This window comes from Streptomyces sp. NPDC004838 (assembly GCF_053600955.1).
In genome coordinates this window covers 114,732-135,005 of the sequence record NZ_JBSGAW010000015.1, presented here as the reverse complement: position 1 = coordinate 135,005, position 20,274 = coordinate 114,732, and the positions used below count along the sequence as shown (strand labels likewise).

Below are 20,274 nucleotides of genomic sequence, written 5' to 3'. Positions count from 1 at the left end.
CCGTACCACCCCTGGAGGCGAGGACCGAGGGGCCGTGACCGATCCGTCCTCAGACGCGGGATCCGGCCGTCGCGCGGGCTCCCGTGAACGCGCCGACCGCCGTGATGACCGCCACGCCGAAGATCATGTACCGGGCCGAGTCGAGCAGTGCCGAGCCGCCCAGACTGACCAGCGTGCCCGCGATCGCGGAGGTGACGGAGTAGGCGATGAGCTGGGTGGTGTTCAGGGCGGCCGCCGCTTTGCCGCCCTCCCGCTCGTCCCGGGTGCTGCGCAGCGCCGCCACGCTCAGATGAGGGAACGCCACGCCGATGCCCGTTCCCGCGATGAAGAGGAGCACCGCGTGGGCGACGAGGAGCGCGGTGGACGCGTCGTCGGCCTGGAGCGCGCCGTACGCCATCAGGCCCGCGGTGAGGACGACGGGGCCGAGCCGGATGGCCAGGCTCCGGGCCCTCTCCGTGACCAGGTTGACGCTGAACAACTGGGCGACGACCCAGCCGATCGAGAGCGCGGCGCCGAGGAGCCCGGCGGTCAGCGGGCCGAGGCCGCCGAGTTCCTGTCCGAACAGCGGGATGAAGGTCTCCGTCATCACGCCCGCGCAGACGACGGCGACCGTCAGATAGACCCACTTGAGGTTGTTCCCCGCACGGTAGGTGAGCCGGGGGAGCACGGTCGCCGTCCCGCGCCTCTCCCGCACGACGAACAGCGCGATCAGCGCCGCGCCGACCAGGATGGAGGCGACGGTCGCGAAGCCCCGGGGCAGCGTCGAGCTGAGGCTGAAGGAGGCGGCCGCGAGGGTGAGGAGCGCCAGCGAGGACCAGGGGACCGGCGCGGGCTTCCCGGCGGCCGGCTTCTCCCGGGGCAACGCTTTGGGTGCGAGCGCGGCGAGGGCGAGCGCGGCGACGAGCAGGAGCCCGTAGGCCCATCGCCAGGCGCCGAGTTCGGCGAAGACCCCGCCGAGCGCCGGCCCCACCAGGGTTCCGATGCCCCACATCGCCGAGATCAGCCCCGCCGCGAGCGTCCACAGCCGCTCGGGCAGCGCGCCGCGGATCACGGCGTAGCCGAGCCCCGCGAGCAGACCGCCGCCGAAGCCCTGCACCACCCGGCCGAGGATCAGCGTCTCCATCGACGGGCTGACCGCGTTCAGGGCCGCTCCGAGGGCGAAGACGACGAAACCGGTCACATAGGCGCGGGCGGCCCCCATCGATCCCAGGAATCGGCTGACCAGCATCGAGGCGATGACGGCGGCCATGAGGAATCCGGTGGCGACCCACGCGTAGTAGTCGGCGCCCTGGATGTCGTCCACGATGGACGGCATGAGCGCGGCCGTGAAGTAGAGGTTCATCGCGTAGAGCGCGACACCGCCGGCCAGGATGAGAACGGCGGCCAGATGCGGAGGCTTGAAGAGGGCGCCCCAGCCGCCTTCCGTGCGTTCCTGCTGCTCGGAGCTGGTTTCCGGGGGCTCTGACGGCCGTGCCGTCGCCTCGGGATTCGGTGAGTCGGTCATGGCGACCTACGCTATGAGTTCAAGCGAACTTGAAGTCAAGGCGGATGACGGTGAAGGCTCCGACAGACCTGCTGACCGTCGGGGACGTGGCCCGCCGGGCGGGGATCGCCACCTCCGCGGTGCGCTTCTACGAGGACCGGGGGCTGATCGCCTCCGAGCGGACGGAGGGCAATCAGCGGCGCTACCGGCGGCATGTGCTGAGGCGCATCTCGCTGATCATGGTGGCCAAGCGGATGGGCATCCCCCTCTCCGAGGTGGGAGAGGTGTTCGCGTCGCTGCCGGACGGCCGTATGCCTGCCAAACGGGACTGGGACCGTATCTCCCGTCGCTGGGCCGGTCTGCTGGAGGCGCGGAAGCGGGCGATCGAGGAACTCCAGCGCGAGATCAACGGCTGCATCGGCTGTGGCTGTCTCTCCCTCCAGCGGTGCCGGGTGCTGAACCCGGAGGACGAACTGAGCGCGGAGGGCTCGGGCCCGCGCCGCCTGCCCCCGGACTGACCCACGGCCGCCGTGAAGGTCTCTGTCGACGCCCGAGAACGCCTGAGAACGTCGGTGAACGTTCCGTTGCCCTTGCCGGAATCCGGAACCGGATTCCCTTGTTCCTGGCGGGCCGGTAGGCTCCGCCTCGCTCGCGTATCCGACGATCCGTCAACCACGTTTGCCCGTACATGAATTCAGGCCGGACGGGAGATGGCGGATGGGTAAACGATGAGCAAATGCGAACACGGACTCGATGCCTGGGGATACCTTGCACCCCATGAGTCCGACTGACGTCACTCCTACCCCCTCACGCCGCCCGGCGGCGCGCCCCGCGAGCCGCCGCGAGGCACCCCTCACGCGGTCGCCCCGCGCCACCGCCCCGGTCACGTCCGGCCGCCCGGCCCCGGTGGCACACACGGCCCGCTGAGGCCGCGACAGACTCGGTGACCACCTCGCGATCACGCGATCTTTCACGTCATTCTCCACGACGGACAATCCCCCCATGGTGCTGCGCATGCTCTTTCCCATCAGTGACACAACTCGATTCCGGACCAATGGAGAAGCATTCGGAAGAGAAGTCCGGCTCGGTTCCGGAACCCTCGGTACTCAATCCGACGATCGATCCACAGGCCGCGCATATCCCGGTGAATACACCATTCGACCGCTCGTCGGCGGAAGCGCTCACGCCACCGCCACCGCTGAAGGAAGCGCCCCGCGAACCATTGGCGCGACCGCTCTGTCCGGTCGTATGGTTCGGTAGCACTGAATGTTCGGTTGGCATCACACAGCGTTGACACCAGGGACAGAGATGACCAATGAGCCGGAAATTCCAGCGCAGCTGGGCAGGCCCGAGCGCATGTGGCAACGCGCCGTCGTACTCGTACTGATCGCTGTCACCAGAACCGCGAGGCCCGTATTCCGGTTGGGTGACTGTGAACTGTCCTGTTCCCATTCCAACGGCGGCTGGACCCTCGCTCTACGGCCCGACGGAAAGGCGATCTTCTACGGTCAGGACGTCGACTGCAGCGACACCACCTACCGGGGCGACAAGCCCGTCGATCTGTTGGTGAACGCGCCCGACTGGCTGCCCCTGGAACAGCTCAGGGAACTCAACGAAAGCTATGAGCTGGGTTATCTGTACTGGTGGGAGCGGGGCCAGTGGGGCCGCGCGCCTTATCCCGGATTCGTCGCGGACGACGGTCTCGCCGCCTCCTGCGACGGATACGCGGGCATCTTCGACGACCAGTCCCTCGCCGACAGCTTCGCCGACGCCGGTTACCGGGACCCGGAGGCCGCCGGCCGTTTCGTCGAACGGGTCGCCGAGGGCACGGTGAACGCGTCCGTGCTGAAGGAGTTGATGGACTCCGCCTCCGAGCCGAGCCCCCTCCCGAGGGAGTCACGGGTGCCCAACGCCCTGGAATGGGCGGCGCGTCTGGGAGTCGCGGAGCGCCCGCCCGCCGATAGTTCCCGCTGAGGCTGCTCCCTCGGTCACCCCGCGCCGACGGTCCCTCGGTCACCCCGCGCGCCGGTCGGCCGCCCCCGTTCCATAGGGGGCGGCCGCCTTCGGCGTACGGGTCAGGACTGGACGGCGGCCCCCGAGGAGAGCAGCGCCTCGGCGTCCTCCACTCCCCACGCGGCGAGCACCTCTGCGGTGTCCCGGCCGGGCGGCGGCACGCCGGGGCCGGGGCCAGGCGGACCGGACCGGACCGAATCGGGTACCGGGGGTGTCCAATCGGACATCGCACGTTTCGCCTCGGCGCACCGACGGCCGTGGGGCGGCCGGCGCGACGCCTGACTTTCGTCGGTCGACCACCGCCCGGCGTCATGCCCCGCCGGAGAGTACGGCCACCGCCGGGACGGAGCCGAAAGACGCATGTCCGCCTGTTGTGATCTCATAGGGCGAACCCATCGGTTGGCCAACGGCCAGGGAGATCACCCATCAGCCTCGCAGTGCCGCCGTCCCGCCACGGTCTCCCTGTCTCCGGAGCAGGCGGACACGACGAGGTGAGACATTCGTCGGCAGCCGATCCGCGCGGGCGCGATGAGGCGCGATGAGAGGGGACACGGGCACGTTCCCTCTCATGTCTCAGCACGTCCTCGCCGGTCGGAAGGCCAGGTGAAGGCGGGATCCAAGGAGACGGGAAAGTCATGGCGCCGGAGGGAAGGGCCGTCTCGTCGGTCGGCCGGGCGTCGTAGGGAGGGATTCGAACGTGGACGTACGGGACGCACAGGACGCGCAGGACACGGCCAAGAGGCTGCGGGCGATCGGCGACGAGCTGTCGGACCGTTTCTACGAGCGTGCCGACGTGGTGCGGACGCTGGTGGTGACGCTGCTGGCCGGGCAGCACTCGTTGGTGCTCGGCCCGCCCGGAACCGCGAAGTCCGAGATGGCGCGGGAGCTCACGGGCAGGATCGAGGGGGCGGCCTACTGGGAGATCCTCCTGTCGAAGTTCACCGCGCCGACGAGGATGTTCGGTCCCATCGACGTCGCCGCGCTGGCCCGTGGTGAGTACCGCCAGGTCTACGACGGCCGCGCCACGACCGCGCACATCGCGTTCATCGACGAGATCTTCAAGTGCTCCACGGCCGCGCTGAACGAGACGCTGGGCTACCTCAACGAGCGGATCTACCACCCGGAGAGCGGCGGCCAGCCGATCCACTGCCCCCTGATCGGGGCCATCACGGCGAGCAACGAACTGCCCGGCGGCGAGGATTCGGCCGCGATCTACGACCGGCTGCTGGTACGGATCGAGGTCGGATACCTGGCCGACCCCTCGAACTTCGCCGCGCTGGTACGCTCCGCCGTCAGCCGCCCGGCGGCACCGGCACGGACCACCGTTGAGCTGGCCGCGCTGCAGCGCGCCGTGACCGAAGCCGTCCCGGCCGTGGACGTCCCCGACGCGATCGTGGACGCGGTGTGCACGCTGAGGGCCGCCCTGCGACGCAGGGAACTCATCGCCTCCGACCGCCGCTGGCGGCAGGCGGTGGGCCTGCTCCAGGCGTCCGCGTACCTCGACGGCCGCCCGGCGGTCGCCGAGACCGACCTGTCCGTGCTGACTCATGTGCTCTGGGATTCCCCCGCCGAACGCCCGGCCGTCGAGCGCGAGGTGCTGCAACTGGTCAACCCCGACGCCAAGGAGGCGCTCGACCTGGCCGACGCCATCGAGGAGCTGGAGGCCCAGCTGGACGCCATGGCCGGGCAGTCCCGCGAGGCGCTGAGCGACTGGGTCATCAAGAAGGCCCACAACAAGCTCGCCATGGCGGGGAAGCGGCTGGAGAAGCTGCGCGAGGAGGCGGCGAGCGCGGGCCGCTCCACCGCCGCCATCGACCGGATCACCGGCCGCCAGCGCGCGGTCCGCGCCCGCGTACTCACCGAGGCCCTCGGCGTGGACGCGAGCATGATGCAGGCCCAGCTCTGACCCCGGAGGGACAGGACCATGGGCAGGACACCGAGCGAGCCCGACGAGCCGTCGAGCCGGTCCGGGAAGCGGCCGGACCCGTCCGCCGCCGCTCCCGAGCGGCACAAAGCGGCCGTGGTCGCGGACCGGTTCGACCGGATCACCTGGCGCGACACCTACGAACAGTCGGCCGGACTGCGCGAGCTGGCGGAGGAACTGAACGAGCGCCACGCCTATGCCACCGACCTGCTGACCGACGCGTTCCTGGCCGCCTACAAGGTCCGCCCGCGGGTGCGCGAGCGCGAGGAGATGGACCCCACCCGGCTGGTCAACCACCAGGTCATCAGCTCACTGGTCGAGTCACCGGAGTTCGCCGGACTGCACAGGGAGACGGCCGGCGACCCCTACGCCGCCGCCATGGCCGTACTCGCCCAGGCCGCCGCGCTGCGCCGGATCCTGGAGCGCTCCAGGGACGCCCGGGAACGGGCCGAGGAGGCGAAGAAGGCCCGGCAGGACGCCGAAGGCGCGGCCGCCGCCGCGGGCGAGGCGCTCCAGCGGGCCGCCGATGAGGGCGGCGAGGGCGGTGAGGGCGGTGAGGGCGGTGAGGACGGTGAGGATGACGCGGGCGGCGAGGACGGCACCGCAGCGGACCCGGCCGCCGACGCCGCACGACAGGCCGCCGAGTCCGCCGAGTCCGCCGCGCGGCGGGCCGCCGAGGACGCTTCACAGGCCCTCGCTGCGGCGGCCCCCGGTATCCGTGCCGCCGCACGGAACGCGGCGGCGAAGGCAGCCGAGGCCGTACGGGAGGAGGCGGCGATGATGCGGGCATGGGGCGTCGGCCCCGGCGAGCTGGAGCGGATGCCGTTCGACCGGCGCGCCCGTCTCGCGGAGCGGCTGCGCGGCGGCCGTCTCGCCCAGTGGACCGAGCTGATCGGTCGCTTCCGGCAGATGGCCGGCGGCGAGCGCGCCCGCAAGGTGGAGAACACCGCCGGGGAACTGGTCGGCGTCACGCTCGGCGATGACCTCTCCCGCGTCATCCCCTCCGAGCTGGCCAACCTCGGCCTGCCCGAGCTGCGTGCGGTGTTCGCCGCGCGCTACGCCGCCGGGGAGCTGATGCTCTACGACAGCCAGGGAGAGCAGACCACCGGCCAGGGCGCCGTCATCGCGTGCGTGGACACCTCGCACTCCATGTACGTGGAAGGGCCCGGCGGAGTCACCCGCGAGGCGTGGGCCAAGGCGTGCGCCTTGGCGCTGCTGGATCAGGCCCGCCGCGCCAAGCGCGACTTCGTCGGCATCCTGTTCTCCTCCGCCGACCGGCTCCAGGTCTTCCGCTTCCCGGCCGACCGGCCCGCCGACATCGCCGCGACCCTCGACTTCGCGGAGACCTTCCTCGGCGGCGGCACCAGCTATCAGGCGCCGCTGACAGCCGCCCGTGAACTGCTGGAGGAGGAGTTCGACGACGCCGCCCGCGCACGCGGTGACATCGTGATGATCACCGACGACGAATGCGGCGTCACCGAGGAGTGGATGCGCGGCTGGAAGGAGGCCAAGCACCGGTTGGGCTTCCGGGTCTTCGGCGTGGCCATCGGCGCCCCGCAGGCCGCCGGAGCGGTCTCGGTTCTGGAGGCCCTGTGCGACAACCTGCGCTCCATCGAGGACCTCACCGACGTCCACGCCGCCGCGGATCTTTTCCGTGTGATCTGACCCTTCCTCCTCCCGGAGCGGAGCGCCGGGGCCTCGGCCGGGGCCGGGTGGGAACCCGTACCCGACACCGGAGGGCCGTCCCCTTCCCGGAGAGGGGCCCATCCCTTTCGCGCAGAGGCGGATTCCCGAAGGGGTGGATGCCCGAAGGGGCGGATTCCCGAAGAGGCGGACGCGTACCGCCGCCCGCTCCTCGTCGCCGGTGTCCTCGCCGGAATCCCGTCGCTCGGCGCGCGGACCCGGCGTCGGGCGGCCGGTCGGCGGCCGGTCGGCGTCCGGTGGTCCGCGAAGGCCAGACCACGGTCAGCGCGGCCCCCCGGCGGCGTGGCCGGATCAGACGTCGGCCGGTGTTCCCGTCAGCCGCGATCTGCTGCTCAGCCCGTGCCGTACGAGGGACTGGGCCGTGCGCACCGTCACCTCGATCGAGTCACGCCCCGGATTCCACCACTCCGCCGCCCAGTTCAGCGCGCCGATCACCAGTCGCTGGGCGGTGCGCCGGTCGAGGTCGGCCCGGATCTCGCCCGCCTCGTCCGCCGCCTGGATGAGCCCGCGCCACAGGGTGCCGTACTTGGCGTCCTCACTGCTCTGCCGGGAACGGATCTCCTCCGGGATCTGGCCGGAGTTGCGGATGATCGCCGTCGCGAAGTCCGAGAGTTCCAGGGCGACTTGGAGATGGGCCTCAATGGCCGTGGCGATCCGGTCCATGGGAGCGGTGTCGCCGGGCAGGTTCTCCAGTGTGTCGGCCACGTGCTGGTGGAGCCGCTGGATGCCGACCCACATGACCTCTTCGATCAGCTGCTCGCGCGAGGGCCAGTAGTAGTAGATCGCCGGAGCCTGCAACTGGGCTTCCACGGCGATGTCGCTCAGCCGGGTCCCCGCGTAACCCTTCTTGCTCAGGACATGAGCCGCGGCGTCAAGGATGCGCTCCCGGGTCCGGTTCGACTTGAGGTCGTCGCCGCTTCTCGTCTTCGACTTCGTGGCTTTTCTGGACACGGCCCGATCGTACGGGGCGCGGCTCCGCCTGTTTCGTGGCCGTTGTACGTCGGCGGCTTCCGGTGCGGCGGGTTCGGCTGTCACGGGTCCGGGCTCCTCCACGGCTCTGCTGCACACCCCTTATCTTAATATAGATTAACCCGCAGAGGTGTCGGGGTGCGGCATCCCGAGGCGGCCGGGGCGGGCCGACCGAGGCCCGTTGGCGCGCCTGCGTCCCGCTCGCCTGGGAGCGTTGCCCGGAGCGACCCACGGATCCTTCGTACGTCGGCCCCGAGCCCCGGACCCGCCCCTCGGCGTCCCGCGCTCAGGCCGCCGCCGAGTAACTCCGTACGCCGTCCGCCGCTTCGTCCGTGACGAGCATCCCCTGGTCCGCCAGGAGGTCCAGATGCGCGTCCGTCTCGATCACGGCGAGCATCTGGCTCATGGTGTCCAGTTCGTCGAGCTTGCGCAGCCGGCGGGTCCAGGGCAGGGCGCGGGCCACCGCGTACGCGGTGTCCGCGCCGTCGCGGACCTCCTTCAGAGCCGCGTCGAGGCGCTGTTCGTGATGGACGAGGAGTTCGTCCACGCGCGTGTGCACGCTCGCGGTCACGGGGCCGTGGGCGGGCAGCAGCAGGGTGTCGGGCATGTCCTGGACGAGCCGCAGGGATTCCAGATAGCTGCGGAGCGGCTTGGGCTCGGGCACGGACTCCAGCGCGAGCGACGGGGTGATGTGCGGCAGGACGTGGTCGCCCGCGAAGAGGAGTTCGCCGACGGCGTCGCGCAGCACGATGTGCCCGGCGGTGTGGCCGGGGGTGGCCAGGACGTCGAGGGCGCGTACGCCGAGGTCGACCCGCTCGCGGTCGTCCAGCCAGGAGTCGGGCGACCCCCAGGGCATCGCCTTCTCCTCCTCGGTGAGTTCGATGGCGTCGACGCGGTCGGCGATGTCGGACGCTCCGCAGCGGCGCAACTGCGCGGTCTGCGGCCGGAACAGGCCGTCTTCGGGGGAGTAGCGCTCCAGCGAGGCGCGTGACCCCCGGCCGAGCAGGACCGGTATGCCATGGGCGTCCCGCAGAGCCACGGCGTTGCTGTAGTGGTCCCAGTGGACATGGGTGACCACGATGCGGCTGATGTCGGAGATCTTGTGGCCGAGGGAGCCGAGCGCGCCGGAGAGGTGCTTCGTCGTATCCTCGCCCGCCCAGCCGGGGTCGACCAGGACGAGGCCGTCGTCCGCCGCGACGAGAAAGGCGTTGACCGCGCGCAGCGAGTCGCCCGGAAGGGGAAGCGGGATCCGGTGGACTCCCGTCCGCACGAAGTGGGCGCCGGGCTCCGTCCAGTCGTCGGGCTGTTCCGGGATCGTCATCTGCCAGCTCCTCGTGCTGTTCAACCGGTGTTCTTTCCGCCCCAGTCTATGTTTGAATTTATTTTCGAAAAAAGAGGGGTCCGTGTCCGGTGAGGATCTCCGGGCCGAGAACGCCGAGGTGGACCGGCTACTTTCGGTCGATCGCGATGCCGTTCATACGGCTGCGTCCCCTACTTCTGGTCCGACTGGTACGGGACCCGGATCCAGTTCGTCGGAGCGATCGCGTCCGACGAGGTCAGGGTGGTGGGCGGCAGCCCCGACGACGGGCGGTTCGTCGCCCTGTACCGCGAGGGCGGCCGGCTGGCCGGCGCTCTCACGATGAACGGCCAGACCGAGATCGTGAAGTACCGGAGGCTGATCCTCGGCGCGGCCTCCTGGGACGAGGCGCTCGCCTTCGCCGCCGGGCGGCGATTCGGGGGCGCGGTCCTCGGCGAAGCCGTCGGCAGGCTCTCCGCGTGAGCCGTCCCGTCCGGCCGGTTGCCGTCCCGTCCGGCCGGGATCCGGCGGCGTGCCGCGTGACCGTGCCCGCCTCCGGCGTGGTGGAGGCGGGCACAGAACGGGGGCGCGATCCCTGGGGGGTCAGACCTCCGTCCGGTCCTTCGTGTACGGCGGCACGGCTGTGAGTCCGGGCGCGGTCGAGGGCTCCGCGGGGCCGCTCTCGCTGAGGCCGAACCGATCGTGGAACTTCCGCAGGGCGGGGGGCGCGTACCAGGCCGAGCGGCCGAGCAGGCGCATCGCTGCGGGGACGAGTACACCGCGTACGGCGACGGCGTCGATGAGGATGGCCAGTCCGCTGCCCAGGCCGAACATCTGCATGAAGCTGATCTCGGCCGTGCCGAAGGCGAAGAAGCTGACCGCGAGCAGGCAGGCGGCGGCGCTGACGATGCGTCCGGTGTGCCCGAGGCCGTTGGCCACGGCGGACTCGTTGTCCTCGCCCAGGTCGTGGAGTTCCTTGATGCGGCTGGTGACGAACACCTCGTAGTCCATCGAGAGACCGAAGGCGATGCAGAACATCAGCACGGTCATCGAGATCTCCATCGGCTGTGCGGTGAAGCCCAGCAGGGAGGAGAGGTGACCGTCCTGGAAGATCCACGTCATGACGCCGAGGGTCGCCCCCAGGCTGATCATATTCAGGACCAGCGCACGCAGCGGCTGCACGATGCTGCCGGTGAAGAGGAAGAGCAGCAGGAAGGTGGTGAGGGCGACCAGGGCCACGGCGATCGGGAGCCGACTGCCGATGGAGTCCTTGGAGTCGACCAGTTCGGCGTCGGCTCCGCCCACGAGGGGGTTCGCCCCGGTGGGCGGGTCGACCGCCCTGACCTCCTTCACGAGGTTCTGGGACGCGTCCGACCTCGGTGACAGGTCGCTCACCACATTGATCCGCTGCGCGTCGGGCCGGCCGAGGGCGGCGTTGCCGGGGCCGGTCGCCGCGGACTGTCCGCCCGCGTAGGTCCCCGCGCTGGTCTCGACGCGGACGACGCCTTGGAGCCCGGACAGTTCGCGTGCGTACGAATCCAACGAGACCCTGCTCACGGGCTCGTCCATGACGATGTGGAGGGCCGCGTCGTCGTTGCCGTTGAAGTTCTCCCGCAGTGCCGTGGCGACCTGGCGGCTCTCGGCGCCCTCGGGCAGTACGCGTTCGTCCGGCGTACCGAAGGTGATGCCCAGCAGCGGGCTCGCCGCCAGCAGCAGGACCGCGAGCACGGGCAGCGCGGTGAACACGGGCCGCCGCATGACGGTGCGGGCCAGCCGTCCCCACATGGGGGCCCGAGAGTCGGAGCGCCCCGGCTTCGCCCACGGCATCCGACCGCTGTTGACCCGGTGCCCCAGGACGACGAACAGGGCCGGCATCACGAACAGCGTGCTGATGGCCGCGATGGCGACGACGCCGACCCCGGCGAAGCCGAACGAGCGGAGGAAGTACTGCGGGAACACCAGGAGAGCCGCGAGCGCCGCCGCCACTGTCGCCGCGGAGAACGCGACCGTGCGGCCCGCGGTGTTCACCGTCGTCCGGACGGCGTCCTCCACACTCGCCCCCGCCGCGAGCTGCTCCCGGAAGCGGCTGGTCATCAACAGGGCGTAGTCGATGCCCAGCCCGAGGCCCAGCGCCGTGGTGAGGTTCGTCGCGGAGACGGAGACGTCGGTGATGCTGCCGAGGATGGAGAGCTGCGCGAAAGTGCCGGTGATGGCGATGATCGCGATGATCAGCGGCAGCAGGGCCGAGACCAGGCTGCCGAAGACGAACAGGAGCAGCACCAGGGTCAGCGGAATGGCGATGATCTCGGCCAGGACGAGATCGTCGACCACCTGTTTCGACATCTCGCCGCCTACGGCGGCGCTGCCTCCGGCCTGGACCGTGAGCGACTTCTCGTACGTTCCGGTGTACGCGTCGAGGATGGCCTGGGTGTTCTCTTCCCGCTGTGTCTCGTCGCCCTTCACATGGGCGAGCACCAAGGCTTCGCGGCCGTCCTCGGAACGGAGGTCGGGGCTGTTCGTCTCCCAGAACGAGATGACGTTCGCGAGGTTCTTCTCTTCCTTGAGATCGGCCACCAGAGCCTGGCCGCTCTCCTTGGCGGCCGGGGTGTCGATACGGCCTTCGGGGGTGCGGACCAGCAGGATCAGGTTCGTCTCTCCGCCGAACTTCTCGTCGATGACTTCCGCGGCCCGGGTGGACTGGGAGGCCGGGTCGTTGAAACCTCCCCCCAGCAACTTGGTGAATGCGCCGCCGCTCAGCACACCCATCAGCGCCACGGCCACGACGGCCACGATGAGTACCAACCGGGACCGGCGAATCGCCAGTTCGGCCATGCGTTCAAACACGCACGATCTCCTTTGCGTCCTTGCGGTGAAAACGACATGAAGCGGCCGGGTGCATGGGCGAGCCGGCGAGTTGCTCTGCTGAGACTCTTCGCGCCGTCGGAGGGCGGGTGCGCTGTCGCAACTTCCCGCCGCCGCAACGACGTTAGATGAGACCCAAGAAGATTTGGCAGAGCTAGATTTTTCTGACAGTGTCAGATTTTTCTGACGCCCCTAGATTTTCTTACGCCTGACGGGGTTCCTGTCGTACGGTCGGCGCATGGCAGCAGACGAACAAGCGACGGCCCGCCACTCCCTGCGTGAGCGACGTCGGGCCGCCGCCACCCAAGAGATCCTGGACGCCGCCGAGCGCCACATCCGCGAAAACGGACCCGCGGCCCTGTCCCTGCGAGCGGTCGCCCGGGACCTCGGAATGACCGTGCAGGCGCTCTACCACTACTTTCCGAGCCGGGACGCCCTCGTCACGGTGCTCATCGCCAAGGCGTACGACGACCTGGCCGACGCTGTGCAGGCCGCCGTCGACACCGCGACGGAGGACTCCGCCGTGCCCCGTCTGGTGGTCGCGGCCGAGAGCTACCGCCGATGGGCCATCGCCCATCCCGAGCGATTCCAGCTCCTGTACGGAACGCCGCTGCGGTACTACGCCGCACCCGTCGCCGGCCCGACCACTCAGGCGATGCGCCGGATGAGCGCCGTCTTCCAGCACGAGCTGTTCAGCGGGTTCACCGCGGCGCAACTCGCCGCGGCCGACATCCCCGCGCTCTCGCCCTCACTCCAGGCGCATCTGGAACATCTGGCAGTGAACGGTCTGGGAGATCTGCCGCCCCCCGCGACCGCTCTCCTCATGAGCGCCTGGGGGCATATGCACGGCCTCGTCGTCCTGGAGACGTTCGGGCACACCGCTTTCATCGGTGACCACCAGGCCGAGATCTTCCGCATGGCGATGCGGAACATGTTCGAAGACATCCGCGGCCGGATCCCCGCGCGCGTGAGGAAGCCGCGTCCGGCCGGCTGAGACCGTGGTGGCGGTGGCTCGTCGGCCGTCCGTCCCCGCTCGCCGGCCCCACCGCCGTGGTCGGGGCCGGTCCTGACGGCCCACCCGGTCCGGACCTCGGGCGGGCGCCGGACCCACCGCGGGACCGTGCGGACCGGGCCGAGGTCCGGCGGTCGCGTTCTGGCGGCCCCGGCCCCGGCTTCGGCCCGGGTCCGTCCGCAGCGCAGGTACACGGGTTCGGTACGCGGCTGCGGTACGCGGCTTCCGCACCGGCAGGCGGCGTCAGCGGGGCACACGGCCTCGGAACATGGCGACAGACTCCGCGATCCCGGACGGCCGGACCACGCGTGTCCCGGAATGCCGGACCGGCGCCTCTGTCGCGCGCGGAGTGGGCTGTTTCACGGGCCTGCTGCGGCGAACGGTTTCGGTCGCCGGTGGTGTCGAATATCCGAGGATGCTCCGTTTGCGTCTCGACCTTCAGGGAACGAGCGGGCGGACCTCGTGGGCCACGAACCGGATGAACCCGGCGGGGTCGGGTTCGACCGCAGTGGTTCCGACGATCACGGTGTCGGCACCGGCGTCCGCGAGCCGCCGCACGGCCTTGGCGACGGTTTCCGCGCTGACCCCGTCGGCGTACTCCGGCGGCAGGTCAAGCCCGAACGAGCCCAGTTCGGCCTGGAGCCGGGCGGTTGCCCCGGGGCCCGCCGCGGCGGCGATATAGACGGCGAGGTGATGGTGATCGGTCCGTCCGGCTCGGGCACGGCCCTTGTCGATCAGCTCTCGTGCTTTGGCCACGTCCTCCGGCGACGTGGGGAAGGGGAGCACCGTACCGTCCGCGAGTTCGCCGGACAGTTCCAGCGAGCGTGGGCCCCGCGCGCCGACCAGGACCGGCGCAGGGTTCGCCGGCGGCCACTCGAGCTGGACCTCGTCCAGGTTGACGTAGCGTCCGGCATGGGTCACCCGTTCCCCGCGCAGCAACGGGCGGATCGTGGTGAGGTGCTCGCGCATGAGCGTCAACGGAGAAGCGGCCTTGACGCCGGCCTGAGCCATCCAGTCCTGGCTGCCGTGGCCGATGCCGAGCCGGAACCGGCCGCCGGACATCCGTTGCAAGGTGGCGGTTTCCATCGCGGTCATGGCGGCGTTCCGCATGGGCGCGGGCACGACGCCGATGCCGACGGTGAGCCGCTCCGTCCAGGCCAGCGCGGCGGCCGCACTGGCGATCCCGCTCTGGTAGAAGCAGTCCTCCCACAGCCACAGCTGTTCCAGACCCGCTTCCTCCGCCGTGAGCACGGTTTCCCGGAGCTCTTCCGGTGGAAGAGCGGGCCGGTAGAGAGCACCGAGTGCGGTCATCGAGGCAACCCCTTTTCCGTTTTCACCGGTCTGCCGGCTGTTCCGGCACGAGCTGATATCCGAGTTGCCGGTACATGCTCGTCTCGGCGAGGTATCCCCAGCACTCGACGATCTTGCCGTTCTCGAAGCGGTCGATGCCCACTCCGCCGAACTCCGCGAACCGGCCCGTGGCGGGAATGCCCATGAAGTCGCCGGTGAGCGTGCCGCGGGCGACCCAGCGGGTCAGTACCCGGTCTTCCTCCGCGATCTGGTCCTCGATCCGGATGACCAGATCCGGGAACGCGTGCCGGTAGGAGGAAATCGTCTTCCGGAGAACGTCCACGCCGTCGCGTGACGCTCCCGCGCCGTCGTCGTGATCGACGAGGTCCGGCGAGACGAGTTCGTCCAGCTCCGCGACGTCCGCGTCGCCGTTGATGATGTCGAACACCCGGCGCGACATCTTCTTGTGCTGTTCGTTCATGACGGAACGCTCCTTACGTCGGTGCGGTGTGTGCACTTCACTTGCGCGAGCGCGCTTCGACCCGGGTCAGGTAGTCCGCGATGATCGCCGCGTTCTCCCGGCGGGTGGGCTCGTCTTCGAGGTACACCATGTGGGTGGCTCCGGCTTGCGTGATGTGTTCGGAGTCCGGGATCCGGGCGGCGATGTCGGCCAGATGCGAGGGCACGCATTCGTCGAATTCGCCGCCGAGCACGAGTGTCGGGACCTCGATGGCGTCGAGGCGGTCGAAGATGTCCCAGTCGCCCAGGGTTCCGTTGCAGTGGTGATCGCCGTACCCGAGCATGGTCTCGATGGTGAGCAAGCAGGCGCCGTCCAGCGTGAGCGGCACGGGCGGAGCCGGGTTGCGCAGGCCGTACACGGTCCGATGCTCGGCGAGCGCGACCTGGTAGTCGGGGTCGTCGGTGGTTCCGGCCAGTTCGCGGCCGTAGACGCGGTCGAGGACATCGCCCGGCAGTTTCGCCATCAGGTCGCGTACCTCGGCGCAGAACCGGGGCACGCTCGCGAGGCCGCTGGCGCAGACGAGGCTCGTCCAGTCCGGCTTGCGTTCGGCGGCGAACTGGAGGCCGAGCATCGCTCCCCAGGAATGCCCGTACACGTGCGGACGCCGCAGGCCGAGGCCGCTGATCACGGCGGCGAGCTCGTCGAGGAAACGGTCGACGGTGAGCAGGGCCGGATCGTCGATCGGGGTGGATCTCCCGACGCCGAGCTGGTCGTACCAGATCACTTCCCGGTCGGCCGCGAGCTCTTCGAAGGCGGGGACGAGTATGTCGGAGGGGAATCCGGGACCGCCGTGCACCATGAGCAGCGGGACCCCGCCGGAGCCCGACCTCCGGTACCAGACTTCCCCGCCCGGCACCGCGATCCGGCCTTCGGTCGAGTTCTTCGTCATGGGCGTTCCTCTCGGTCGCCGGGCAGATCCTGGGGAAGGATCATGTCCTCGATGATCTTGATCTGCTCGTGTGCGTCGCCGTTCGCCACTGCCCGCGCCACGTGGTTGTGATAGTCCGTCGTCCGCACGATCTTCCCGTTGCGGACCTCCGACACCTGGATGTTGGGATGCACCACCGTGTGGTCCCCGATCCGTGAGACGAACGTCCACTGCACCACCACGACGTGCGGATCGGCCGTCTCGTGGACGACCACATCCCGGTATTCGATGTCGTGGTACAAGCGCGGCATCCCGCCGGCGCGGAACTGCGGATCATCCAGCTGAGTGCGCTGCGCCGTCTTCCCCTCGAACACCGTCGGCTCGGGCAACGTGAACGGCAGCGTCACCACCACATCGTCGGAATGCAGATCCAGCGCCCGCTCGAAATCCCCTCGGCTGGCGGCCGCGATCAACGCCAGCACAACCTCCCGCGGGCTCATCTCCGCGTCCCCTTCGGCCATTTCTCCTCCTGGTGGTGGTTTCTCGGTCCGCAGCCGGGATCCGGTGCCCGGCCCTCGCCCGTTCGATCAGCTTCTTCCACCCGATCCCACGACGGTCAGCGGACGGGTTCGGCCTTGCGCCGTGCCCGTTCGCGCTCGGTTTCCTCGGCGAGTACGCGCCACTGGCGGGGATCGACGGTCACGCCACGTGCCGCTCGAGGGCTCGCGGCGGCATCGGTTTCCCGATATGAGGGTCGCCGCCACCGCCGGTGCCGAGCACGACAGCCCCCAGAGCGAAGTCTTCGACGTCCTCGACGGTGAGGTCACGCACCGGATCGCCTCCTCGTGTCCCGGTTGTCGCGCAGTCAACCACCACGACGAGACGGCCGTCACTAGGCGCTCTGCTGAGCTTTCGGCGGTTGTCTGGGCAGCCCGCCCAACCCCGGCCGGGTCACTTCCGCCCGGTCACCGCGTGCACCGCCGGCCGGACGGCGAGCCGCCGGTCGGGGCATGCCCGGTACAGACGCCGGTACGAGTCCGGCCCCGCACCCACCGCCCCCGCCCTCGGGTTCCAGCGGTCATCGCAACACCCGGAGTTCGGGGTCGCGTCGGCCCTCGGGATCCGAACCTCCTCCCGTGGGAGGGCTCCCATGGGAGGGAGACGGGAGACGACCAAGGTGGGCTCAGGGCTGACTCGGGCCGGCCAGGGCCGGCTTTCATGGCACCGGCGGGCCGTCGATCAGCCTTCCGTCCTCGTCGTACACCCAGGGGTTCGCCCGACAGCCCTCGAGCCCCTTGATCTGCTGCATCATCGCGGGCGCGGGCTCTCCGGGGCCGGGGCAGCCGCGGTGACCGTAGCCGAGGACATGGCCGGCCTCGTGATTGATGATGAGCGCGTGATAGTCGTGGGCACGCCCCCGGTACTGCTCGCTCAACTCGATCCAGCGCCGTACGTTGACCACGAGATCGGGGGCCTTGGCGCAGTTCACCTGGCCGCCGGTGTCCAGATTCCAGGCGCCGCACAGCCTGTCCGTCGTCCCCGGCGAGACCACGTGCACCAGCATGTCGTACGGCGGTGAGGCGACCCGCTGGAACGACGCCACGCCCTGCCGGGTCCAGCCACGGCGGTCGCGGAGGATCCCGTCGATCTCGGCCGCGACATCGTCGACGTCCAGGCCCGTGCCGTCCTCCAGCTTCACTCCGTACCTGACGAGCCTGCCTTCGGTGCCCGCCCGTCGGCCGGTTCCCCTGGCCCAGGTGTACGTACCGGGCCCGTTCTCGAGGTACGCGGGCGGGCGCGGCTCCCCGGATTGGCGGGGCCGGTCGGACGCGGCGGCCGACGACGGCGCGGAGGCGGAGCCGGTCGGCGCCGGAGCCTCCGGTTCCGCGCTCGCCGGTCCGGCATGGCCCTGCCCGGAAACCGGCCGGTCGGCGGACGGCGTCAGCAGCGTGAGCGCGCCCCAGATCAGAGCGCCGCCGCAGAGGAGTGCGGCCGGCACCCGGAAGCCCCCGACGCCGGGGGAACCGCGTCCGCGCCGACCCGCGCGCATCGCGCGCGCCGAGCGGTCCGCTCCGTCCGCACGGTGACGGCTGCCGCCTCCGCGGCTTCCGCGGCCTGTGCGGTGTGGGCCGGTGGGGCGCCGGCGATGGGGCATGAGGGTCCAGCCTTTGCGAACGGGGACGATCGGTGCTGGACACCAGTGCACGTCAGAGCATGTGCGACGGCCGTGAGCAAAGACGCTCACGCTCTTTTCACATCGGACGCGGATACTTGGAGCGGTTCAACGGGTGAGGAGCGGACAGGACATATGAGGGTGCTCGTGGTTGAGGACGAGGAGCTGCTCGCCGAGGCGATGGCCGAGGGGCTCCGTGACGAGGGCATCGCGGTGGACGTGGTCCACGACGGCGAGGCGGCGCTGGAGAACCTGGCCGTGCACGCGTACGACGTGATGGTCCTCGACCGTGATCTACCGCTGGTCCACGGCGACGAGGTCTGCCGCCGTACCGTCGCCTCCGGCGCGGATGTACGGGTCCTCATGCTCACGGTCTCCACCACCGTGGCCGAACGGGTCGCGGGTCTCGGTCTCGGCGCCGACGACTATCTGACCAAGCCCTTCGCCTTCGCCGAACTCGTCGCCCGGATCCGCGCCCTGGGCCGCCGCTCCCGGCCCGCGGTGCCGCCGGTGCTCGAACGGTCGGGCATCCGCCTCGATCCGCACCTCCGGCAGACGACGCGGGACGGCAAGTACATCGCCCTGTCGCGCAAGGAGTTCGCGGTCCTGGAGGAACTGCTGCGGGCCGAAGGGGCCCCGGTGTCCGCCGAGGCGCTGCTGGAGCGTGCCTGGGACCAGAACGTCGACCCGTTCACCACGGTCGTACGGGTCACGATGCGCTCCCTGCGGCGCAAGCTCGGGGGCACGCCCGTCATCGAGACCCTGACCGGCGTCGGTTACCGTATCCAATGATTCTTCGAGCGCTCGGCGGCAGTCTCAGGGTCCGGCTCACGGTCGTCTTCGGCCTGATGTTCTTCGTGGCGGGCGCGGCGATCTTCGGCGGGGCGTTGATCCTCGTCGGCAACAGCATGGAGTACACGCTCAAGTTGCCCTTTCCGTCATCGAGCGCGCCTCCGGAAAGGCGATCACCGTTCCCCGACCTGGAATCTCTGCCTCCCGAAGACGAGTCGGCGTTCTCCGGATCGGATCCGACGCCCCAAGTCACGGATCCTCCGCAGAGATGGCCGGCACAGTCCGGCGGGCCCGTGCTGATCGACCCGGTCTCCCGAGAGCTGGTCCTCGACTCCATGCAGAGGAATCTGATGGCCAAGGGCGGTCTCGCCGTCCTCGGGGTGGGCGTCGTCGCCACCACCATGGGCTGGCTGGTCGCCGGCCGGCTGCTGCGGCCGCTCAACCGCATCACCTCGACCGCCGAGCGCATCGCCGGCCGCACCCTGCACCGGCGTATCGATCTGGACGAGCCACCGGGCGAGGTCAAACGTCTCGCGGACTCCTTCGACAGCATGCTCGACCGTCTGGACCAGGCATTCGCCGGACAGGACCGGTTCATCGCCAATGCCGCGCATGAGCTGAAGACCCCGCTGGCGGTGGGCCGGACCCTCGTCGAGGTCGCCGTGGCCCGGCGGGGCGCGCCGCCCGAGGTGCGACAGCTCGCGGAGAACCTGCTCGCCGTCAACGAGCGCCACGAAAGGCTCATCGACTCCCTGCTGACTCTGGCTCGGGCGGAGAGCACGGTCACCGAGCGGCTTCCCGTCGACCTCGGGGAGATCGCCGCCGCGGTGATCAGCCACAGCGCGCCGAGCGCGGAGGGGAAGAACATCGCCTTCGAGGCCGTGCTGGGGTCCGCGCTCGCCATGGGCGATCCCGTACTGCTCGAACAACTCGTCCGCAATCTGGTCGACAACGCCGTCAAGTACAACGTCGGCGACGGCTGGATCCTCGTGGAGACCGGGAGAGAGGAATCGGGCGCGTACATCACCGTCGCGAACACGGGTGCTTCTATCAGCGAGCACGAAATCCCGGTGCTCTTCGAGCCGTTCCGCCGCCTCACCGACCGGGTCGGGTCAGCGCGCGGCAGCGGTCTGGGGCTCTCCATCGTCCGCGCGGTCGCCCGTACCCACAACGGCGACGTCACCGCCGCGCCCCGCGCGGGAGGCGGCCTCCAGGTGACCGCGACGGTGCCCGCCCCGGAGGGGCTCGTCCGCACGTTCCGGCAGCCGGGGCCGGCCGAGGCGAACATGCCGCTCCGGGTGGGAGACCGCGCGCGCTCGGCTCGTTGAGACCGGGATCACCGGGCGGCGGCCCGCCGCGAAGACCCC

At 70.2% G+C, this 20,274-nt stretch carries 18 protein-coding genes and 1 pseudogene; 8 read left to right on the top strand and 11 right to left on the bottom strand.

The window, feature by feature from the left end; genetic code table 11:
• Positions 1–49: 49 nt before the first annotated feature.
• Complete coding sequence (locus ACWEFL_RS19015; protein WP_451713714.1) at positions 50–1,504, bottom strand: MFS transporter; 1,455 nt, start codon at positions 1,502–1,504, stop codon at positions 50–52.
• 50 nt (positions 1,505–1,554) lie between these two features.
• Between ACWEFL_RS19015 and soxR the strand changes: the two genes are divergently transcribed.
• Both soxR and ACWEFL_RS19005 read left to right on the top strand, forming a co-directional pair.
• Positions 1,555–2,001, top strand: coding sequence for a redox-sensitive transcriptional activator SoxR (soxR, locus tag ACWEFL_RS19010; RefSeq protein ID WP_451713713.1), 447 nt, complete (start codon positions 1,555–1,557; stop codon positions 1,999–2,001).
• Positions 2,002–2,791: 790 nt separating this feature from the next.
• Positions 2,792–3,457, top strand: coding sequence for a hypothetical protein (locus tag ACWEFL_RS19005; RefSeq protein ID WP_451713711.1), 666 nt, complete (start codon positions 2,792–2,794; stop codon positions 3,455–3,457).
• 101 nt (positions 3,458–3,558) lie between these two features.
• Here ACWEFL_RS19005 and ACWEFL_RS19000 read toward each other — a convergent pair whose 3' ends face one another.
• Positions 3,559–3,723, bottom strand: a complete 165-nt coding sequence (locus tag ACWEFL_RS19000) for a hypothetical protein (RefSeq protein ID WP_451713708.1) — start codon at positions 3,721–3,723, stop codon at positions 3,559–3,561.
• A gap of 470 nt (positions 3,724–4,193) precedes the next feature.
• Here ACWEFL_RS19000 and ACWEFL_RS18995 point away from each other — a divergent pair, with 470 nt between their 5' ends.
• Together ACWEFL_RS18995 and ACWEFL_RS18990 are read left to right on the top strand one after the other, a co-directional pair.
• On the top strand, positions 4,194–5,402 hold the full coding sequence (locus tag ACWEFL_RS18995; RefSeq protein ID WP_451713706.1) for an AAA family ATPase: 1,209 nt from the start codon (positions 4,194–4,196) through the stop codon (positions 5,400–5,402).
• A gap of 18 nt (positions 5,403–5,420) precedes the next feature.
• Positions 5,421–7,085, top strand: a complete 1,665-nt coding sequence (locus ACWEFL_RS18990; RefSeq protein ID WP_451713703.1) for a VWA domain-containing protein — start codon at positions 5,421–5,423, stop codon at positions 7,083–7,085.
• 330 nt (positions 7,086–7,415) lie between these two features.
• Here the strand turns inward: ACWEFL_RS18990 and ACWEFL_RS18985 are convergent, their stop codons facing one another.
• The gene (locus tag ACWEFL_RS18985) at positions 7,416–8,075 is read right to left on the bottom strand and encodes a TetR/AcrR family transcriptional regulator (RefSeq protein WP_451713700.1); all 660 of its coding nucleotides are present in this window, start codon (positions 8,073–8,075) and stop codon (positions 7,416–7,418) included.
• A 304-nt stretch (positions 8,076–8,379) separates the two neighbouring features.
• The gene (locus ACWEFL_RS18980) at positions 8,380–9,414 is read right to left on the bottom strand and encodes an MBL fold metallo-hydrolase (protein WP_451713697.1); all 1,035 of its coding nucleotides are present in this window, start codon (positions 9,412–9,414) and stop codon (positions 8,380–8,382) included.
• Between the two features lie 183 nt (positions 9,415–9,597).
• Between ACWEFL_RS18980 and ACWEFL_RS18975 the strand changes: the two are divergent.
• A pseudogene (locus ACWEFL_RS18975) lies at positions 9,598–9,873 on the top strand (oxidoreductase C-terminal domain-containing protein); the annotation flags it as partial.
• Positions 9,874–9,993: 120 nt separating this feature from the next.
• On the opposite strand, the gene ACWEFL_RS18970 reads toward ACWEFL_RS18975, so the two are convergent.
• Entirely contained in the window at positions 9,994–12,234 is a 2,241-nt protein-coding gene (locus tag ACWEFL_RS18970) for an MMPL family transporter (RefSeq protein ID WP_451713696.1), read from the bottom strand.
• 256 nt (positions 12,235–12,490) lie between these two features.
• On the opposite strand from ACWEFL_RS18970, the gene ACWEFL_RS18965 reads away from it, so the two are divergent.
• Complete coding sequence (locus tag ACWEFL_RS18965) at positions 12,491–13,246, top strand: TetR/AcrR family transcriptional regulator (protein WP_451713694.1); 756 nt, start codon at positions 12,491–12,493, stop codon at positions 13,244–13,246.
• A 456-nt stretch (positions 13,247–13,702) separates the two neighbouring features.
• Here ACWEFL_RS18965 and ACWEFL_RS18960 read toward each other — a convergent pair whose 3' ends face one another.
• The 6 genes from ACWEFL_RS18960 to ACWEFL_RS18935 all read right to left on the bottom strand — a co-directional run bounded on the left by ACWEFL_RS18960 (position 13,703) and on the right by ACWEFL_RS18935 (position 17,941).
• Positions 13,703–14,575 (bottom strand): LLM class flavin-dependent oxidoreductase, encoded by an 873-nt coding sequence (locus tag ACWEFL_RS18960; protein WP_451713692.1) that lies wholly within the window; start codon positions 14,573–14,575, stop codon positions 13,703–13,705.
• A 22-nt stretch (positions 14,576–14,597) separates the two neighbouring features.
• Positions 14,598–15,035 carry an ester cyclase gene (locus ACWEFL_RS18955; RefSeq protein WP_451713689.1) on the bottom strand — a complete coding sequence of 146 codons (438 nt, stop codon included), beginning with the start codon at positions 15,033–15,035 and terminating at the stop codon, positions 14,598–14,600.
• Positions 15,036–15,072: 37 nt separating this feature from the next.
• Positions 15,073–15,963: a proline iminopeptidase-family hydrolase gene (locus ACWEFL_RS18950; RefSeq protein WP_451713687.1), complete on the bottom strand. Its 891-nt coding sequence runs from the start codon at positions 15,961–15,963 to the stop codon at positions 15,073–15,075.
• Positions 15,960–16,463, bottom strand: a complete 504-nt coding sequence (locus tag ACWEFL_RS18945; RefSeq protein WP_451713684.1) for a nuclear transport factor 2 family protein — start codon at positions 16,461–16,463, stop codon at positions 15,960–15,962. The genes ACWEFL_RS18950 and ACWEFL_RS18945 overlap by 4 nt, the downstream gene beginning before the upstream one ends.
• A 178-nt stretch (positions 16,464–16,641) precedes the next feature.
• Complete coding sequence (locus tag ACWEFL_RS18940; RefSeq protein WP_451713681.1) at positions 16,642–16,773, bottom strand: S-methyl thiohydantoin desulfurase domain-containing protein; 132 nt, start codon at positions 16,771–16,773, stop codon at positions 16,642–16,644.
• 385 nt (positions 16,774–17,158) lie between these two features.
• On the bottom strand, positions 17,159–17,941 hold the full coding sequence (locus ACWEFL_RS18935) for a DUF3152 domain-containing protein (RefSeq protein WP_451713678.1): 783 nt from the start codon (positions 17,939–17,941) through the stop codon (positions 17,159–17,161).
• Positions 17,942–18,250: 309 nt separating this feature from the next.
• Between ACWEFL_RS18935 and ACWEFL_RS18930 the strand changes: the two genes are divergently transcribed.
• The gene (locus tag ACWEFL_RS18930) at positions 18,251–18,907 is read left to right on the top strand and encodes a response regulator transcription factor (protein ID WP_451713676.1); all 657 of its coding nucleotides are present in this window, start codon (positions 18,251–18,253) and stop codon (positions 18,905–18,907) included.
• Positions 18,904–20,235: a sensor histidine kinase gene (locus ACWEFL_RS18925; protein WP_451713673.1), complete on the top strand. Its 1,332-nt coding sequence runs from the start codon at positions 18,904–18,906 to the stop codon at positions 20,233–20,235. Before ACWEFL_RS18930 ends, ACWEFL_RS18925 begins: the two co-directional genes overlap by 4 nt.
• Positions 20,236–20,274: the final 39 nt, after the last annotated feature.

Excerpts from the sequence above, each read along its gene's own strand:
- ACWEFL_RS19005 (WP_451713711.1), top strand. The coding sequence starts at position 2,792 with ATGACCAATGAGCCGGAAATTCCAGCGCAGCTGGGCAGGCCCGAGCGC.
- ACWEFL_RS18945 (WP_451713684.1), bottom strand. The coding sequence starts at position 16,463 with ATGGCCGAAGGGGACGCGGAGATGAGCCCGCGGGAGGTTGTGCTGGCG.
- ACWEFL_RS18950 (WP_451713687.1), bottom strand. The coding sequence starts at position 15,963 with ATGACGAAGAACTCGACCGAAGGCCGGATCGCGGTGCCGGGCGGGGAA.
- ACWEFL_RS18980 (WP_451713697.1), bottom strand. The coding sequence starts at position 9,414 with ATGACGATCCCGGAACAGCCCGACGACTGGACGGAGCCCGGCGCCCAC.
- ACWEFL_RS18955 (WP_451713689.1), bottom strand. The coding sequence starts at position 15,035 with ATGAACGAACAGCACAAGAAGATGTCGCGCCGGGTGTTCGACATCATC.
- ACWEFL_RS18925 (WP_451713673.1), top strand. The coding sequence starts at position 18,904 with ATGATTCTTCGAGCGCTCGGCGGCAGTCTCAGGGTCCGGCTCACGGTC.
- ACWEFL_RS19000 (WP_451713708.1), bottom strand. The coding sequence starts at position 3,723 with ATGTCCGATTGGACACCCCCGGTACCCGATTCGGTCCGGTCCGGTCCG.
- ACWEFL_RS18965 (WP_451713694.1), top strand. The coding sequence starts at position 12,491 with ATGGCAGCAGACGAACAAGCGACGGCCCGCCACTCCCTGCGTGAGCGA.
- ACWEFL_RS18930 (WP_451713676.1), top strand. The coding sequence starts at position 18,251 with ATGAGGGTGCTCGTGGTTGAGGACGAGGAGCTGCTCGCCGAGGCGATG.
- ACWEFL_RS18990 (WP_451713703.1), top strand. The coding sequence starts at position 5,421 with ATGGGCAGGACACCGAGCGAGCCCGACGAGCCGTCGAGCCGGTCCGGG.
- ACWEFL_RS18960 (WP_451713692.1), bottom strand. The coding sequence starts at position 14,575 with ATGACCGCACTCGGTGCTCTCTACCGGCCCGCTCTTCCACCGGAAGAG.
- ACWEFL_RS19015 (WP_451713714.1), bottom strand. The coding sequence starts at position 1,504 with ATGACCGACTCACCGAATCCCGAGGCGACGGCACGGCCGTCAGAGCCC.